The 14342-nt window shown below is 67.9% G+C and carries 21 protein-coding genes; 14 read left to right on the plus strand and 7 right to left on the minus strand.

The annotated features are described in order from the left end of the window. The first annotated feature begins 70 nt into the window (after positions 1-70). Entirely contained in the window at positions 71-367 is a 297-nt protein-coding gene (locus tag U5918_RS12145) for a CPCC family cysteine-rich protein (protein WP_336001618.1), read from the plus strand. A gap of 30 nt (positions 368-397) precedes the next feature. Next, positions 398-1357 (plus strand): oxidoreductase, encoded by a 960-nt coding sequence (locus U5918_RS12150; protein ID WP_336001619.1) that lies wholly within the window; start codon positions 398-400, stop codon positions 1355-1357. Between the two features lie 90 nt (positions 1358-1447). Here U5918_RS12150 and U5918_RS12155 read toward each other — a convergent pair whose 3' ends face one another. The 3 genes from U5918_RS12155 to U5918_RS12165 form a co-directional block, all read right to left on the minus strand. Then, complete coding sequence (locus U5918_RS12155; RefSeq protein WP_336001620.1) at positions 1448-2089, minus strand: DUF302 domain-containing protein; 642 nt, start codon at positions 2087-2089, stop codon at positions 1448-1450. Positions 2090-2209: 120 nt separating this feature from the next. After that, positions 2210-2452, minus strand: coding sequence for a glutaredoxin family protein (locus tag U5918_RS12160; RefSeq protein WP_336001621.1), 243 nt, complete (start codon positions 2450-2452; stop codon positions 2210-2212). Positions 2453-2478: 26 nt separating this feature from the next. Further along, on the minus strand, positions 2479-3906 hold the full coding sequence (locus U5918_RS12165) for an FAD-dependent oxidoreductase (protein WP_336001622.1): 1428 nt from the start codon (positions 3904-3906) through the stop codon (positions 2479-2481). A gap of 211 nt (positions 3907-4117) precedes the next feature. Between U5918_RS12165 and U5918_RS12170 the strand changes: the two genes are divergently transcribed. From U5918_RS12170 to U5918_RS12185, 4 genes are all read left to right on the plus strand, one after another. Further along, on the plus strand, positions 4118-4360 hold the full coding sequence (locus tag U5918_RS12170; protein ID WP_336001623.1) for a hypothetical protein: 243 nt from the start codon (positions 4118-4120) through the stop codon (positions 4358-4360). A 50-nt stretch (positions 4361-4410) separates the two neighbouring features. Next, on the plus strand, positions 4411-5703 hold the full coding sequence (locus U5918_RS12175) for an MBL fold metallo-hydrolase (RefSeq protein WP_336001624.1): 1293 nt from the start codon (positions 4411-4413) through the stop codon (positions 5701-5703). 192 nt (positions 5704-5895) lie between these two features. After that, complete coding sequence (locus U5918_RS12180; RefSeq protein ID WP_336001625.1) at positions 5896-6204, plus strand: hypothetical protein; 309 nt, start codon at positions 5896-5898, stop codon at positions 6202-6204. A gap of 57 nt (positions 6205-6261) precedes the next feature. Beyond that, the gene (locus tag U5918_RS12185; RefSeq protein ID WP_336001626.1) at positions 6262-6570 is read left to right on the plus strand and encodes a hypothetical protein; all 309 of its coding nucleotides are present in this window, start codon (positions 6262-6264) and stop codon (positions 6568-6570) included. A 1-nt stretch (position 6571) separates the two neighbouring features. Here U5918_RS12185 and U5918_RS12190 read toward each other — a convergent pair whose 3' ends face one another. Continuing rightward, on the minus strand, positions 6572-6892 hold the full coding sequence (locus tag U5918_RS12190) for a rhodanese-like domain-containing protein (protein ID WP_336001627.1): 321 nt from the start codon (positions 6890-6892) through the stop codon (positions 6572-6574). A gap of 94 nt (positions 6893-6986) precedes the next feature. Here U5918_RS12190 and U5918_RS12195 point away from each other — a divergent pair, with 94 nt between their 5' ends. Beyond that, positions 6987-7166, plus strand: a complete 180-nt coding sequence (locus U5918_RS12195) for an HVO_0416 family zinc finger protein (RefSeq protein WP_336001628.1) — start codon at positions 6987-6989, stop codon at positions 7164-7166. A gap of 127 nt (positions 7167-7293) precedes the next feature. Here U5918_RS12195 and U5918_RS12200 read toward each other — a convergent pair whose 3' ends face one another. After that, entirely contained in the window at positions 7294-7767 is a 474-nt protein-coding gene (locus U5918_RS12200) for a PadR family transcriptional regulator (RefSeq protein WP_336001629.1), read from the minus strand. Positions 7768-7999: 232 nt separating this feature from the next. On the opposite strand from U5918_RS12200, the gene U5918_RS12205 reads away from it, so the two are divergent. The 3 genes from U5918_RS12205 to U5918_RS12215 all read left to right on the plus strand — a co-directional run bounded on the left by U5918_RS12205 (position 8000) and on the right by U5918_RS12215 (position 10680). Continuing rightward, complete coding sequence (locus U5918_RS12205) at positions 8000-8353, plus strand: ArsR/SmtB family transcription factor (RefSeq protein ID WP_077206645.1); 354 nt, start codon at positions 8000-8002, stop codon at positions 8351-8353. A gap of 98 nt (positions 8354-8451) precedes the next feature. Further along, positions 8452-8754: a DUF7521 family protein gene (locus U5918_RS12210; protein ID WP_336001630.1), complete on the plus strand. Its 303-nt coding sequence runs from the start codon at positions 8452-8454 to the stop codon at positions 8752-8754. An 84-nt stretch (positions 8755-8838) separates the two neighbouring features. Further along, positions 8839-10680, plus strand: a complete 1842-nt coding sequence (locus U5918_RS12215; protein ID WP_336001631.1) for an ATP-dependent helicase — start codon at positions 8839-8841, stop codon at positions 10678-10680. Position 10681: 1 nt separating this feature from the next. Here U5918_RS12215 and U5918_RS12220 read toward each other — a convergent pair whose 3' ends face one another. Beyond that, positions 10682-10924: a DUF7533 family protein gene (locus U5918_RS12220; protein WP_336001632.1), complete on the minus strand. Its 243-nt coding sequence runs from the start codon at positions 10922-10924 to the stop codon at positions 10682-10684. An 86-nt stretch (positions 10925-11010) separates the two neighbouring features. On the opposite strand from U5918_RS12220, the gene U5918_RS12225 reads away from it, so the two are divergent. Further along, entirely contained in the window at positions 11011-11397 is a 387-nt protein-coding gene (locus tag U5918_RS12225; RefSeq protein ID WP_336001633.1) for a hypothetical protein, read from the plus strand. A 34-nt stretch (positions 11398-11431) separates the two neighbouring features. After that, positions 11432-12124: a riboflavin synthase gene (gene ribE, locus U5918_RS12230; RefSeq protein ID WP_336001634.1), complete on the plus strand. Its 693-nt coding sequence runs from the start codon at positions 11432-11434 to the stop codon at positions 12122-12124. 1 nt (position 12125) lies between these two features. On the opposite strand, the gene U5918_RS12235 is transcribed toward ribE, so the two are convergent. After that, on the minus strand, positions 12126-13151 hold the full coding sequence (locus tag U5918_RS12235) for a PrsW family intramembrane metalloprotease (protein ID WP_336001635.1): 1026 nt from the start codon (positions 13149-13151) through the stop codon (positions 12126-12128). Between the two features lie 232 nt (positions 13152-13383). On the opposite strand from U5918_RS12235, the gene U5918_RS12240 reads away from it, so the two are divergent. Together U5918_RS12240 and pdxT are read left to right on the plus strand one after the other, a co-directional pair. Next, entirely contained in the window at positions 13384-13512 is a 129-nt protein-coding gene (locus U5918_RS12240) for a hypothetical protein (RefSeq protein ID WP_336001636.1), read from the plus strand. Between the two features lie 251 nt (positions 13513-13763). Then, positions 13764-14342, plus strand: a complete 579-nt coding sequence (gene pdxT, locus U5918_RS12245) for a pyridoxal 5'-phosphate synthase glutaminase subunit PdxT (RefSeq protein ID WP_336001637.1) — start codon at positions 13764-13766, stop codon at positions 14340-14342.

The following is a 14342-nucleotide window of genomic DNA, read 5'->3' on the forward strand; positions in this document are numbered from 1 at the left end:
CGGGGGCCGAGTCGGGCGCCCGGACCGTACCGCACTACTATGTGGGACGGGGTCGAACCCCACACCGTCGATGGAACCCGACGGGAACCCGGCTTCGCGTGAACTCGGCTTCTGCCCATGCTGTGGCTACCAGTCCCTCCCGGAGGACCAGCCGGGATCCTACGAGGTCTGTCCCGTCTGCGACTGGATGGACGACCCCGTCCAGTTCCACAATCCTGCCTACGTGGGTGACACCAACCACGTCTCGCTGTCGGAGGCCCGCGAGAACTTCGCGGAACACGGCGCCTGCACGGCGGGAGCGGCGCCGGAGACCCGCGACCCGCGCGACGGCGAGCGCCGGGACCCGAACTGGCCGTACGAGGAGTAGTTTTCTGTCCCCCGCGCCCCAAGTCGGGGTATGTCCGAGTGGACGACCGTGCAGATGCCGGACCTCACAGGGAAGACGGTGATCGTGACCGGCGCGAACAGCGGCCTCGGCTTCGAGGCCACGGAGGCCTTCGCCGCCAGCGGCGCGGAGGTGGTCATGGCCTGCCGGAGCCGCGACCGCGGCGAGTCCGCGGCCGAGGAGATCCGGAGCGAACAGCCGGCCGCCGACCTCTCGGTCTCGAAACTGGACCTGGCCGACCTCGAGGACGTGGCGGCGTTCGCCGAGCGGTTCCGGGAGAGCCACGACGACCTGCACGTCCTCTGTAACAACGCGGGCGTGATGGCGATCCCCCGGAGCGAGACGGCCGACGGCTTCGAGACGCAGTTCGGCGTCAACCACCTCGGCCACTTCGCGCTGACCGGCCACCTGCTCTCCGTCCTCCGGGACACCGACGGCGAGAGCCGCGTGATCACCCAGTCGAGCGGGCTCCACGAACGCGGCGAGATGGACTTCTCTGATCTTCAGGGCGAGGACGACTACGACGAGTGGGGCGCCTACGCCCAGAGCAAACTGGCGAACCTCCTCTTTGCCTTCGAGCTGGATCGCCGCCTCGACGCGGCCGGCATCGATTCGGTCACCAGCGTCGGCTGTCATCCGGGATACGCCGCCACCAACCTCCAGTATCGCGGCCCCGAGGAGTCGGGGTCGCGGCTCCGACTGCTCGCGATGAAGGTCGCCAACGCGGTCTTCGCGCAGGACGCCGCCGACGGCGCGCTGCCGATGCTCTACGCCGCGACCGCCCCCGAAATTTCGGGTGGAGAATACATCGGACCCAGCGGGTTCATGAACATGCGCGGGCCGCCGGCCGAGGACACTCCCTCACGGCGCTCCCGGGACCCCGAACGCGCCGCCCGGCTCTGGGAGGTGTCCGAGGAACTGACGGGCGTGAGTTACGACCTGCCAGAGGCGACCGTTGCGTCGGAGGAGTGACGGGAGGGCGAGCGTAGCGAGCCCTCCGAATGTGCGAACGGGCGCAGCGCGCCCGTGAGCCGCGCCCGTTGGCCTGTCACCGGCCGGTCGTCAACTGCCGTCGGTCGTGGTCGCCGTCGGAGTCGGCGTTCCCGTCGCCGTCCCCTCCTGGCGGTCGCTTCCGGTCGCGAGGTCGCGCAGCGCGGAGCCGATCGCGTTGAGCCGTTCGTTCTCCCCCTCGATGCCGTGGCGGCGGGCGAGATACTGCGGGTCGTTGTAGGTGACCATCGTCTGGCCGTTGTCGTCCCAGACCAGGAGCTTCTGTGGGAGGTCGATGGCGACCGAGCGGGACGCCTGCATCAGCGGGGTCCCCACCTCGGGGTTCCCGACCATGACGAGCCGCGTCGGCGGGAGGTCCCGGTCGACGGAGGCGGCGTTCTGGGCGTGGTCGACCGTCGCGAGGATCGTCATGTCCGAGTTTTCGACGTCGCGCTGGATTCGCTGGACCGTCGCGTCGACGCTCTGGTCGACGGTGACGGTGACGAGACCGTCGTCCATCTGGCCCTCGCCGGCCCCGTCGTCTTCCGTCGTCTGTTCTTCCTCGGTCGTGGCAGTCTCGTCCTGAGTCATGGGCGTGTCCTCCTGGTCGGTCGGCGATCCGGTCGGCGACGCCTGGTCCTCGGGGCCGCCACAGCCGGCGAGGCCGGCGGCGGCCGACGTCCCGAGGAGCGCGAGCAGTGTCCGTCGGTCCATTCGACAGGAGAGAGGCCGGACGAAGAGTTAGTTATTGGACAGCTAATCGGCAAACGGGCGGCGGAATGCCGCGGCTTCTCCGGCGACGGGGCGGTTCGGTACGCGGTGGCGTCCGGACGATCAGGATTCCAGTTCCCGCCGGAGTTCGGCGGCGTCGACGCGGAACTTGAACTTCGGCTGGCCGTCGACGAACACGTAGGGGACGCGTTCGCCGTACTCCTCGCGGAGGTCGGGGTCTTCGTCGACGTCGACCTCCTCGATCGTCACCTCGGAATCGACGTCGGCGGCCACGTCCTCGATGGCCGCCTTGGCCTCCTCGCAGAGGTGGCAGTTCTCGCGGGAGTAGACGGTGACCGCGGGCATGGGGAGTGCTGGAACCGCCGCCGGGATCAATCTTCCAGTTTCCCGCCGAGCACCTTCGCGGCGACGAGGATCGGGTCCCAGACGGGGCTAAAGGGCGGGGCGTAGGCCAGGTCCGTCCGCTCCAGGTCACCGACGGTCATCTCGCCCTCCAGTGCCGTCGCGACCGTGTCGATCCGGATCGCGGCGCGGTCGGTGCCGACGATGCTCCCGCCGAGCAGGCGCTCGCTCTCCCGGTCGGCGACGAGCGTCACCGTCGTCTCGGCCGCGCCGGGGTAGTAGCCCGACCGCGACCCGGCGGTGATCGTCTCGCTGACGGGGTCGAACCCGGCCTCGCGCGCACCGTCTTCGAGCAGGCCGACCCGACCGCACTCCAGGTCGAAGGCCTTGACGACGGCCGTGCCCGCGATGGTCCCCACGGGGGTCGGATCGCCCGCGACCGTCGTGCCGACGGCCCGGCCCGCGCGGTTGGCGGTCAGCCCCAGCGGCACCCACGCCGACTCGCCGGTCACGACGTGGTCGTCCTCTGCGCAGTCGCCCGCCGCGTAGACGCCGTCGACGCTGGTCTGGCCGTGCTCGTCGACCACGACGGCCCCGTCTTCGCCGATTTCGACGTCGGTCCCGTCGAGCAGGTCGGTGTTCGGCCGGACGCCGACGCCGACGACGGCCAGTTCGGTATCGAGCGCGCTCCCGCCGACACACTCCAGGTGCTCGACGCGGCCGTCGCCGGTCAGGCGCGCGACCTCCTCGTTCAGGTGCCAGGTGACGCCCTGCTCGCGGAGGTGGTCGACGACCGCGTCGCCGACGGCCTCGCCGAACGGGCCCAGCGGACGTTCGCCGCGCTGGAAGACGTGGACGTCCAGCCCGTGGGCGGAGAGGGCCTCGGCCATCTCGACGCCGACGTAACCGCCGCCGACGATGGCCGCTGTCTCCGGGGGTTCCATCGCGCCGAACCGCTCGACGCGCTCGCGGTCGACGTAGGCCTCGCCACCGACGTCTGCCAGCGCGTCCTCGTCGGGGTCGAGCAGGAAGGCGCGGATGGCGGCCGCGTCGTCCAGCCCGTGGACCGGAAACGCGCCGTCGAGGTCCGAGCCCTGGATCGGGCCGGTCACCGGCCGCGCGCCGGTCGCGACGAGCAGGTCGCCGTAGTCCTGCTCGAACTCCCCGTCCGGACCATCGACGGTGACCGTCTTCTCGTCTGGCGAGACGCCGACGACCTCGTGGTTCCGGTGGAGGTCGATGTCGCGCTCCGCGACGTCCTCGGGGGTCAGCGAGAGGAGGTCCTCGAGTTTCTCGACCTCGCCCTTCACGAAGTAGGGTTCCCCGCAGTGGGCGTAGGAGACCCACGCGCCCTTCTCGTAGACGACCACCTCGCGCTCCGGGGCCTCGCGTTTGCACTTGCTCGCGGCGCTCAGTCCCGCGGCGTCGCCGCCGACGACCACGAATGGCTCTGCCATGGTCCACTATTCGACGGCTGGACCATAGTGTTCGGGTGAGCTCCCGGTAACGCCACGGGGGCACGGACGGCGATCGCGCCCGCCGGGAAGGGGTCGCCACGCCCGTTCCAGGGGGCGCTTGTTCACGCGCTGAAAGAGCCTATTTATAGGTCCATTCACGGAGAGAGAACGCTCGTCGGTGTTTATGGATCGATAGCGACTGGTCGAGCGTATGACCGACGACGCCGACCCCGAGATCGTACCGACGACGGCGTACCTGCCCGACCACCTGGTGGGCGGCGGGAGCGCGACGATTCCGACCGTCAGGGCGGCCGACAACGACGGAAACGGCGACGAAGACGAGTCGAGGGCGGAGACGGAGGCGACCGACGCGGACGGGCCCGCGAACGCGACCGCCGAGGTCTGCCGGTCGTGGCGTCGCCGGCGGTCGGCGTCGAAGTCGTTCCCGTTCTGAGCCGCCCGTAACCGACGCACCCATAGGGCGGGCCCGGATACCGCACGTCAATGGACGTACGGTTTCTGGGCGGCGCGGGCGAGGTCGGCCGGAGCGCCATCCTCGTCGACGACTCCTTGCTGCTCGACTTCGGGACGCTGACGGGCACGCCGCCCCAGTACCCCGTAGAGACGCCGGAACCCGACGCCGTCGTCGTCTCCCACGGCCACCTCGACCACGTCGGCTCGATCCCGACGCTCCTGTCCGGTGACCGCCGGCCACCGATCCACTGGACGCCGCCGACGCGTGAGCTGACGCTGACGCTGGCGCGCGACACGCTCAAACTGCACGGCGGCACGTACGACTGTCCGTTCACCGGCGAGGAGATTCGGCGGGTCACGCAGGTCTCCGAGACCCACGGCTACCGCGAGCCGTTCGAGGCGGCCGGCTACGAGATCACCTTCTTCGACGCGGGGCACATCCCCGGGAGCGCGCACGTCCTCGTCGACGACAGAGACACGCGAATGCTCTACACCGGCGACTTCCACACGTCAGATCACCGCGGGAGCGACGCTCCCGCGAGCCGCACGGATCGACACGGCAGGCCGATCCGTGGACAACGACTCGTGTCGGGAACGACCGCACGCCCCGACGCCGACGCCGTGATCTGCGAGAGCACCTACTCCGACGTCGAGCACGAGGCCCGGGCGAGCGTCGAGGAGCGGTTCGTCGAGAGCATCCAGACCACGCTCTGGGAGGGCGGGACCGTCGTCGTTCCGGCCTTCGCCATCGGGCGGACCCAGGAGATGCTCATGATCTGCGCGGCCCACGATATCCCCTGCTACGTCGACGGGATGGGCACCCAGGTGACGAAGATGCTCCTCCGACACCCCGAATTCGTCCGCGACGGCGACGCGCTCCGGCGGGCGAAGTCCCACGCGCGCTTCGTCACCGGACGCGACGGCCAGCGCGAGCGCATCGCCGACCAGAACACCGTGATCGTCACGACCAGCGGGATGCTCTCGGGCGGGCCGGCGATGACCTATATCCCGGCGATCAGGGACCGGCCGGTGAACAAGATCGCCATGACCGGCTACCAGGTCGAGGGGACGCCCGGCCGGGAACTGCTCGACACCGGGAGCGCCGAGATCGACGGCCGGGTCATGCCCGTCGCCGCGCAGGTCGAACAGTACGACTTCTCCGCGCACGCGGACCGTGACGGACTGCTGGCGTTCCTCGACGCCTACGCGGATACGCCTGTCCTGGTCAACCACGGCGACAGGTGCGCGGCGTTCGCCGACGAGTTACGGGCGGACGGGTTCGAGGCTGACGCGCCGGAGAACGGGGCCGTGCTGACGATTTGACCGGTGACGGACGGCCAGACGGCGGTCCCCTTCGCTGCCGTGGTTCGGTGGGCGATAACGAGACGCATCCAAACATTCATAATCGCGTAAATCGCTCGTACCAAGCAGACGGGGGAACGACGATGCGAGAACACGAGTGCCACGGCGAGACGGCGGGGGCCGACCAGGACGGAGAGTACCGGGGTGAGCGGCATGGCTAACAGCCTGATCGGCGGCCTGCTGCTCAACGCGGCGATCGTCGCGCTCATCCTGGCGTCGATCGTCGAGGTGATCGTCGACGTCAGAGAGATGGACGCGCCGCGGTTTCTGCCGCACAGACTGGCCGATCTGCCGCCCTCGGAACCGGCGACGGCGCTCGGGGCCGCGGGGGTCGGACTGCTCGTCGTCGGTCTCGTCGCCGAGATGGCCGTCAATCCTCTCCCCGGCGGTCACCTGTTCGTCGGACTGATCGCCATCGTGGCCTTTCTCTTCTCGGGCGGCTTCGTCGTCAACGAGGCCTGACGTCGCCGGCCGACCGCGAACGCCACGGTTTTGCACGTCCTCGTTCCACTCGCGAGTATGACTGCACTCGAGGACATCGAGGACGACGAGGACTTCCGCGAGGCGCTGACGGCCCTGCTGGAGGCGGCCGAGGCCGGAAACGTCTCCTCGGAGGCCGTGGCCGGACTGCTGACGCTCCAGCTCGCCGGGGTGCGCGGCGACGTGCGACTGCCACTCGCGATGCCGCCCGAGCGGGCCCGGCGGTTCACCGAGACGGCCCGGGAGAACGTCGGCGAACGGATGGAGGTCGAACTGCTCGTCTCCGAGGACGTGGTGCACGATCTGGAACTCCAGCTACAGGCCTTCGCCGACGGCGAGGGCGACTGACCTACTCCGTCTCGAGGTCGAACTCCCAGGCGTCGTAGCCGCCCGCGAGGCTCGCGACCGTGGTGTCGTCGTCGATTCCCTCGTAGGATTCCAGCAGTCGGCCCGCCTGGACCGAACTGATCCCCTCCTGGCAGACGAGGACGACCTCCTCGCCCCACTCGACCTGGTCGATCCGTCCGGCCAGCTCGCCGTAGGGGACGTTCTCGGCGCCGGGGACGTGCCCGGCGGCGAACTGTCGCGCCGACCGGGTGTCGACGACCTGGACGTCCGCGCCGTCCTCGAGTTTTTCCTGTAGTCGCGCCGGCGAGAGTTCCTCGACCATCGGGCGGGCGTTCGGTCGGCGCGGAGTAAAGTCCGTCGGCATCGATCGCGGTGACCAGTAGAGCTAAATAGTGGTGTGGTATAGCATAACACGTATGGCGTCAGCACAGAGCGACGACGAGCTATTCGATCAGTTCCTCACGGAGCGCGGGCACGAGACGGAGCCGGTCGGCTGGGACCAGAGCTACAACAAAAAGCAGTGCCCGGAGTGTGGCGGCCTCCACGACACCGGCGCGACGGAGTGTTCGGTGTGCGGCTGGGGACCAACTAACTGACGGTCGGCGTCTCGAAGATCGGCGGCTGGGCGAGGACGCTTTTTCGGCGACGTCTCTATTCGGAGCAGGGAAACGAGTGTCCGGCAGGTGTGAGGAGTCCTGCGCGGGCGAGTGAACGGTCGCGGGCCTACAGCGCCTCGAGGGAGTCGTGGAGGAAGAGTCCCAGCGCGAGGTGGTGGTACATCGCCCCTTCGATCTGCGATCGCGCCGCGGACTCGTCTGCGACGGAGTACTCTTTGGTTCGGACCAGCTCGTGCATCGACAGCACGTCGTCGTCTTCGATGTCGTGGAGACGGGGGTAGACCGTCCCCGGACTGAGCTGCGCGTCGAACAGCCGCGACAGGTCGTCGATCAGCGCCTTGCCGTGGGTGCCGTCCCGCAGCGCGATCAGTGCGATGAGGATCTCGTCCAGATTCTGCTTGACGATCTCGTCGTCGAAACCGAACGACTCGTCGACGGCCAGTCGCTCCATGACCGAAGACAACACCTGCTCGGGGTCGCCCTCCTGGCCAGTGCCTGGCGCGTCTGGGGACGCGGCCTCCAGTTCGTCACCGGCCGAGAGTTCTTGTATCAGCGTATTCACCAGCGGACTCGTGCTCACGTTATCTCCGGACATTGGTAATCACTTGGACTCGATCCACAACCAGTCCTCTCTACCACGGATATATAATGCCTACCCCCCGGTTTCCGAGAATGAAAATGGGTATATAAAGGTCTTTTCACGCGCTGAAACAACCCCCGGCCGGGATGGACCAACCGCCCGCCGGGGCGGTTTTCTCAGCGGTGATATTCCCCGCAATATCTTTTTACGCCGGTGGAGTGTAGGGCCAGTAGTGGCAGAGGAACGTAGTATCGAGGAGGTTCTCGACACCATCGGGGACGAGAACGCGCGCGAGATTCTGGCCGCCATCAGCATCGAGCCCCGCTCGGCCAAGGAACTGGCCGAGGAGTGTGATCTGTCGCTGCCGACGGTCTACCGCCGCATCGAGATCCTGGAGGAACACGACCTCGTGAAGGATCGGACGCTGGTCGCCGACGACGGCAACCACTACAAGATCTACGAGTCCAACTTCGACAGTACGGTGATCTCGCTGGAGGAGGAAGGCGAGTACCGGGTGCGCATCTACCGGGAGGAGAACCTCCCCGATCGATTCAGCCAGCTCTGGGACGAACTCAACCCCGAGTAGGGAGTCGCTACCGGCTCCTGGGCGATCGGTTCGGGCACGGCTGCCCGGGGGCGATCGTCCGACGTACCTTTATGTTGGGTGGGTGAGCAGTGGCCCCCATGGTCGAGACGGTGGCGATCGCGCGCGGGATCCTCGTCCTCCTGCGTCTCGTCACGTTCGCGCTGACGCTCGGCATCACGCTGATCAGCTTCCAGGCCTACCGGAAGAAACAGTCGGAGAAACTCCAGTCGGCCTTCATCGGCTTCGCCTTCATCAGCATGGGCGTCGCCGTCACGAACGTCATCACCCAGCTGGGTGCCGGCGGGGACCCCTCCTCGCTCACCAATATCTTCCTTCAGATGACCGAGACGATCCCGTTTATCATCGGCTTCGCCATGCTGTACGTCTCGCTGTACCGCTGAGGGCTCACTGGCGGAAAATTCGCCGCGGACCTGTTCGGATCGAAGCCACGTTGCTTATGGGTGAGTAGCTCCATTAGTGGTCCAATGACCGACACGACGCCCGAAGTGGTCCGCCTGTTCGGCGGTCCGGGCAGCGGCAAGACGACGGCCCTGCTGGACCGGGTCGAACAGTTACAGGACGAGGGGGCGGACGTCAGGGACATTCTGGTCGTCTCCTACACGCGCGCTGCGGCGGCGGAGATCCGCGAGCGGCTGGCCGAACGCCTCGACATGACCCCGCGAGCGCTCCGCGGGAACGTCAGCACGATGCACGCGAAAGCGTACGAACTGCTGAACCTCTCCCGTGGGGACGTGGTCGGCGAGTCCGACAAGGAGGAGTTCTGCGAGGAGTACGGCATCGAGTACGAGGACGAGAACAAGGGTGCCCGTCGCCGGAGCGCCCGCTCGACGACCATCGGCAACAAGGTCATCGCGACCAGCCAGTGGCTCCAGCGGACCCGCCGGGACGTCTCGGACTGGTACGACGTCCCCTTCAAGTGGAACGTCGAGAAGGTGCGCCTGCCGCCCGAGGAGGACCCCAACAGCCAGACCGGCAACAAGTACACGCCGACCTGGCCCTCCGACGACGACCGGATCGACGTGCCCGAGGCCATCCGCGCCTGGCGCGGCTACAAGGGCGAACACGGCCTCGTCGGCTTCGCCGACATGCTCGAACGCGTCAAGCAGCGCTCGCTGTTGCCCAGCGTCGACTACCTGGTGATCGACGAGTTTCAGGACATCACGACGCTGCAGTACGACGTCTACGAGGAGTGGAAACCCCACATGAAGCGGGTCCTGATCGCGGGCGACGACGACCAGGTCGTCTACGCCTGGCAGGGCGCCGACCCCGACCTGCTGCTCGACGAGGTCGTGACCGAGGACAACGTCCTCCCCAACTCCTACCGCCTGCCCTCCCAGATCCTCAACGTCGTCAACCGGGAGATCAGCCACATCGAGAAGCGCCAGGAGAAAGACCTCGAACCCCGGAAGGAAGGGGGTCGCGTCGAGGCCGTCTCCAGCCCGTCGATGCTGGACCTGGTCCGTAACGTCAACGCCACCGTCGAGGCCGAAGGGGACGAGACCGTCATGCTGCTGTTCCGGGCGCGCTACCAGATGTTCCAGTTCATGGACGAGTTCATCGGCGAAGGGATCCCCTTCCAGTGTCTCACCGACCAGCGGATGTGGACCGACCGGCTGACCCAGTACGTCCGCGCCGTCGAGGCGCTGGCCGAGGACGACCCCGTCACCGCGCTGCAGGCCCGGCGACTGGCCGACATGCTCGCCGATTCCGCGTTCGGCACCGGCGAGCGCGACGAGCTGTTCGACGCCATCGACGAGCGCCAGGAGGACGCCGACACCGACGACCTCGCCGAGATCATGGTCGAGCCGGACTTCGTCCGCGAGTACGCGCCGTTCATGCCCGACCCCCGGTCGGCCGCCGACATGCTCCGGAAGGTGACCAACTTCCAGGAGCGCTCCGTGGACGCCTACTTCGCCGGCGACTACCAGGGGATGGCCACCGACGCCGTCCGCCTCGGCACCATCCACTCCGCGAAGGGTCGCGAGGCCGACCACGTCTTCGTCGCCACCGACCTCACCGAGAAGGTCGTCGAGCAGATGGCCGCGACCGTCGAACAGGAGGGTCGCGACGTGAAGGGCGTCGAGGAGTTCACCAAACACACCGATCCGGTGCCGACGCTGACCGACAACGAGCGCCGTGTCTTCTACGTCGGGATGTCCCGTGCGCGCGAGCGCCTCGTGCTCATGGAGAACCTCGTCGACGGCGCGCCGACGCTGCCCATCGACGTGCTGCTGGAGAACGAACCCTCCGAGAAGAGCGTCGAGCAACTGCTGGACGAGGCGAAAAACGCCGTCGCCGTCCAGTAACTCACTCCTCGTCGTCTTCGGTTTCGACCACCGCGCCCGCCACGTCCTTCGCAGCGTCGGCCGCGACGTCCGTCGGTTTCGTGACGTACTCCTCGGCGACGATCATCAGCGCGGCGATAGCGAGGAAGGCGCCGCCGACCGCTCTGTTGCCGCCGAGGAACATGTCCAGACCGAACAGGGCGACCGGGACGGCCAGGATCACCGTTCCCATCAGCCCGATCGTGTCGAGGATGCCCAGGCCCATCTCGGCGCGGACTTGGGAGCCACCGGACAAAAGCGGTCGGGCTTCGACGTCGCGGGATTTTTGCTCGTGCTGGTTCGATGACGACTATGGTCTCCCGCTCCACGCGCGTCGCAGCCGTCGGCGTCGGCCTCGCAGTCCTCGTCGGTATCGCGATGGGGCTCTCCGGCCTCTACGAGTCCCTCCCGTACGGCGAGGTGGTGACGGCACTGATCGTGTTCCCCGGCCTCAGCCTGCTCGCGCCGCAACTGTACCTCGCGCGGACGACGGACGACCCCGCCATGCGCCGGCGTCACCTCCGGGTCGGCCTCGGACTGTCCGGCGCGCTGACGCTGCTGACGGCCCCGATCACCGACCCAGCCGATCGGGCCATCTTCAGCGTCGTCGGCGGCGGGCTCCTGGCTGCCCTTCTGGTCTGGGAGGCCGTCGAGGGCTACCGCGAATCGTCGCTGTTCGCGGACGCCGACGGTGAATGAAAACGGGTTTCGGCCCGCCGGTCGAACGAGGGGTATGTTCACCGGCATCGTCGAGCGGACGGGCGAGATCACCGAGGTCACCGACGACGAGGGCGGGCGCCGCCTGCGCGTCGCGGCCGACCTCGACGACCTGCATCACGGCCAGAGCATCGCCATCAGCGGCGCGTGCCTGACCGTCGAGGAGTTCGGCGCGGACTGGTTCACGCTCTTTCTCTCACAGGAGACGCTGGAGAGAACCTATCTCGGCGAACTGACGGTGGGCGACCGCGTGAACGTCGAGCGCGCACTGCCCGCCGACGGCCGGTTCGACGGGCACGTCGTCCAGGGCCACGTCGACGGCACGGCCGAGGTGACGGCGATCGAGAGGGTGGGAGACGGTCCCGCGAGCGGAGCGAGTGGGACCTCGTCGTACGAGGACGGTGAGGACGAGTACGACGGTGACTGGGAGTTTCGGTTCTCGATCCCGGGCGATCTGGAACGCTATCTGGTGGAGAAGGGATCGATCACCGCGGACGGAATCAGTCTGACGCTGGCCGACCGCACCGAGGAGGACTTCGGCGTCGCGATCATCCCGGCGACGTACGACCTCACGACGCTGTCGGAGAAGTCGGTGGGCGATCCGGTCCACCTGGAGGTCGACGTGATCGCGAAGTACGTCGAACGGCTCCTGACGGCCGACGCCGACCTGACGGCGAGCCAGACGCCCTACGCCGAGCGATTCGAGTGACTCACTCCAGGTCGGATCGGTCGAAGCTCACGGCGGCGGCCCGATTCGACTCGCTCGCCTGCCGGTAGGCGCTGTTGTACTTCGAGAGCTTCCGGAGCAGGATGTAGATGAACAGGCCGTCGTAGGCGATCACGAAGCCGAGGAAGACGAGGAACTGGTCGACGGCGACGATCTGGGCCACCGTGGGGACGAGGATCGCCGCGCTGACGTTGTAGGTCGCGTGGATGACGGCGGCGATGATCAGGCCCTTGACGACGATGGGGCCGGCGTCGTCGGGGTTGAACTTCGCCAGCCCGAGGTAGTAGCCGGCGAAGGCCGAGTAGATGACGTGGCCGGGGCCGGCCAGCGCCCGGATGGTCGCGATGTCGGAGCCGGCCTGGATCAGGTTCGTGGCCTGGGCGACCGAATCCAGCGACTGGGTGATGTAGAGCGCGTTCTCGATGGTGGCGAAGCCGAGGCCGGCGACGGCGCCGTAGACCGCGCCGTCGATGACCGCGTCGAACCGCTCGGAGCGGTAGGCGTGCATCCGGACCGCGAGCAGTTTCACGGCCTCCTCGCCCGGGCCGACGACCAGGAAGTAGAAGGCAAAGAGTCCGAGGACGGGGACCATCCCGAACCCGGAGCCGATGCCGGTGACGTACCCCCCGAGGGCGTCGTTGATGATCCCGGCGAAGTTGGCGAACAACAGCCCGAGCAGGAAGGTGACCACCAGTGTCTCGAGCGGTTCCGAGGCGGTCACGTCGGCCCGCCAGAGGTACAGCGCGAGGATGAACGCCGGCACGACCGAGAGGGCGACGAACACGCCGACCTGCGGGTCCTGGAGGAGTCCGAACCCACCGAGCGCGAACTGCGCGAGCAAGATGAGGACCGCCACGGCGACGACCGTCAGCCGAAACCCGACGACGCCTGCGTTGTAGAGCCGTTGAGCGAACCGGTCCAGCCCCGACCTGACCTCCCAGTCGGAGATCTCGTAGAGGTCCATCGACCCGTCGTCCATCGCCTCCACCGGATCCCGTCGCTCGTCCATGGGCTGGTCGTCGGGAGGCTCACACCTAACGCTTTGGCTCCGAACGGGTGACTCTCAGGCGGTCCCGTCCGGGATTCCGCGCGCCGCCAGGAAGGCCCGCACCTCGGCCGCGACCCGGCCCGGGGCTTCGGCGCTGGATGCGCCCGAGTAATTACCTATGGGTCGGGATGATTAAACACCATAACCACGTTTAAGGAGTATCGTTTTACGTGCGTCTCGATCAGGGGAGGTAATGACACGCTACAGCGCGAGCCGCGGGATCATGTACACGACACCCCCGGCCGCCGAGGACGACGAGGAGGAGGCCGCCGAGGCGACCGCGGCGGCCGAGAGCGGCGAGCCGGCGGCTGCGGACGACTGAAGCGAGACTCGACCAGAGGGGGATCGGAGATCCCTCAGGCAGCCGGCGTGGTCCGAGAGAGCTTCGCTCTCTCGTCATCACGAAAGGCGCGAAGCGCCTTTCGAACGACTTTGCGCCGGCGACGGAGGGAGAGTCTCGGATTGGCGAGCGGGGGAGGAACGACCCGCGAGCCGCGTGGGCTGATTTTCCGTCGCACGCGCGACCGATCGGCGAACGGAGCCGTTTTTTCGCTGCCGTCCTAACGACCGGTAATGACCGTCACCGCAGGCGTCGTCGCCGTCCAGGGCGACGTCAGCGAGCACGCCGCCGCCATCGAACGCGCCGCCCGCTCCCACGGCGAGGACGCCGAGATCCGGGAGATTCGCGAGTCGGGGATCGTTCCCGAGTGCGATCTGCTCTGCATGCCGGGCGGGGAATCGACGACCATCTCGCGGTTGCTCCACCGGGAGGGGATCGCCCCGGAGATCGGCGAGCACGTTGCGGCCGGCAAGCCGGTGCTCGCGACCTGTGCCGGGCTGATCGTCGCGTCGACCGACGCCCACGACGACCGCGTCGAGACGCTGAACCTCGTGGACGTGACCGTCGAGCGCAACGCCTTCGGGCGCCAGAAGGACAGTTTCGAGGCGCCGCTTTCCGTCACTGGGCTCGACGAGCCGTTCCACGCGGTGTTCATCCGCGCGCCGCTGATCGAGGCCGTCGGGGACGCCGAGGTGCTGGCCGAGTGGGACGGCCGGCCGGTCGCGGTGCGGGACGGGCCGGTCGTGGGCACCTCCTTCCATCCCGAACTGACCGACGACGCGCGGATCCACGACCTGGCCTTCTTCGACTGA

The organism is Halorientalis sp. LT38, assembly GCF_037031225.1.
Taxonomy (GTDB): Archaea; Halobacteriota; Halobacteria; order Halobacteriales; family Haloarculaceae; genus Halorientalis; species Halorientalis halophila.

Excerpts from the sequence above, each read along its gene's own strand:
- U5918_RS12145 (WP_336001618.1), top strand. The coding sequence starts at position 71 with ATGGAACCCGACGGGAACCCGGCTTCGCGTGAACTCGGCTTCTGCCCA.
- U5918_RS12150 (WP_336001619.1), top strand. The coding sequence starts at position 398 with ATGTCCGAGTGGACGACCGTGCAGATGCCGGACCTCACAGGGAAGACG.
- U5918_RS12155 (WP_336001620.1), bottom strand. The coding sequence starts at position 2,089 with ATGGACCGACGGACACTGCTCGCGCTCCTCGGGACGTCGGCCGCCGCC.
- U5918_RS12160 (WP_336001621.1), bottom strand. The coding sequence starts at position 2,452 with ATGCCCGCGGTCACCGTCTACTCCCGCGAGAACTGCCACCTCTGCGAG.
- U5918_RS12165 (WP_336001622.1), bottom strand. The coding sequence starts at position 3,906 with ATGGCAGAGCCATTCGTGGTCGTCGGCGGCGACGCCGCGGGACTGAGC.
- U5918_RS12170 (WP_336001623.1), top strand. The coding sequence starts at position 4,118 with ATGACCGACGACGCCGACCCCGAGATCGTACCGACGACGGCGTACCTG.
- U5918_RS12175 (WP_336001624.1), top strand. The coding sequence starts at position 4,411 with ATGGACGTACGGTTTCTGGGCGGCGCGGGCGAGGTCGGCCGGAGCGCC.
- U5918_RS12180 (WP_336001625.1), top strand. The coding sequence starts at position 5,896 with ATGGCTAACAGCCTGATCGGCGGCCTGCTGCTCAACGCGGCGATCGTC.
- U5918_RS12185 (WP_336001626.1), top strand. The coding sequence starts at position 6,262 with ATGACTGCACTCGAGGACATCGAGGACGACGAGGACTTCCGCGAGGCG.
- U5918_RS12190 (WP_336001627.1), bottom strand. The coding sequence starts at position 6,892 with ATGGTCGAGGAACTCTCGCCGGCGCGACTACAGGAAAAACTCGAGGAC.
- U5918_RS12195 (WP_336001628.1), top strand. The coding sequence starts at position 6,987 with ATGGCGTCAGCACAGAGCGACGACGAGCTATTCGATCAGTTCCTCACG.
- U5918_RS12210 (WP_336001630.1), top strand. The coding sequence starts at position 8,452 with ATGGTCGAGACGGTGGCGATCGCGCGCGGGATCCTCGTCCTCCTGCGT.
- U5918_RS12215 (WP_336001631.1), top strand. The coding sequence starts at position 8,839 with ATGACCGACACGACGCCCGAAGTGGTCCGCCTGTTCGGCGGTCCGGGC.
- U5918_RS12220 (WP_336001632.1), bottom strand. The coding sequence starts at position 10,924 with ATGGGCCTGGGCATCCTCGACACGATCGGGCTGATGGGAACGGTGATC.
- U5918_RS12225 (WP_336001633.1), top strand. The coding sequence starts at position 11,011 with ATGGTCTCCCGCTCCACGCGCGTCGCAGCCGTCGGCGTCGGCCTCGCA.
- ribE (WP_336001634.1), top strand. The coding sequence starts at position 11,432 with ATGTTCACCGGCATCGTCGAGCGGACGGGCGAGATCACCGAGGTCACC.
- U5918_RS12235 (WP_336001635.1), bottom strand. The coding sequence starts at position 13,151 with ATGGACGAGCGACGGGATCCGGTGGAGGCGATGGACGACGGGTCGATG.
- U5918_RS12240 (WP_336001636.1), top strand. The coding sequence starts at position 13,384 with ATGACACGCTACAGCGCGAGCCGCGGGATCATGTACACGACACCCCCG.
- pdxT (WP_336001637.1), top strand. The coding sequence starts at position 13,764 with ATGACCGTCACCGCAGGCGTCGTCGCCGTCCAGGGCGACGTCAGCGAG.